At 71.5% G+C, this 758-nt stretch carries 1 pseudogene; it reads left to right on the forward strand.

The window, feature by feature from the left end:
• A pseudogene (locus NBZ83_RS32415) lies at positions 1 to 758 on the forward strand (hypothetical protein); the annotation flags it as partial.

A 758-nucleotide genomic window follows, 5' to 3' on the forward strand; every position in this document is an offset into this window, starting at 1 on the left:
GCACCGGACACCACCGCAGCCTCGACGCCGTCATCCTCGGCGACCCCCTCGCCATCCGCGGCGCGATGACCCGACTCACCGACATCACCCTCGCCGCCACCCTCACCGCACAGGCACTCCCGGCGCTGCTCGCACCGTTCCAGACCAACGTCCCCTCGGTCATCCCCGCCGCCCGGATCCTCACCCGACTCGGCGCCCTCGCCGGCCCGATCCGCATGTCCCGCGAACGCCTCCACCCGACCGGGGACCACGCCCTCGACCCCATCGCCCCGCTCCTCGGCGACCCCACCGCACCACCCCTCGACCGCAACATCCACCAGATCCGCCGGATGCTCCACCAGCTCAGCCAACCCGACGTCCTCATCAGCCAGCAGGCCCTTCTCGGCTTCGCCAACCTCGCCATCGCGATCAGCGACCGAACATCGTTCCTCACCCACCGCGCTGCCACCCTCACCCGCGGCCCCGACCGCGCCCGCCTCGACATCGCCGCCGAACAGGCAGCCGACACCGCCCGCTCGTGGCGCGAAATCCGACCCTTCCTCCTCGACACCACCTCCCGCGGCACAGACGGCCATCAGATACCCGGGCTGGCCCACACGACCAGCCGCATGATCGGCGTCAACAGTGGAATCGGCAAAAATTCGAACCGCCGCGACCTCGCCCGCGCCGTCGACGTCCTCCGCGGCGCGACCCTCCTCCTCCCGGAAATCGCCGACCGCAGCGGCCTCGCCGTCCAGACCCTCCTCACCCACCACGCC

The sequence above is a fragment of the Frankia gtarii genome (genome assembly GCF_025403375.1).
GTDB lineage: Bacteria > Actinomycetota > Actinomycetes > Frankiales > Frankiaceae > Frankia > Frankia gtarii.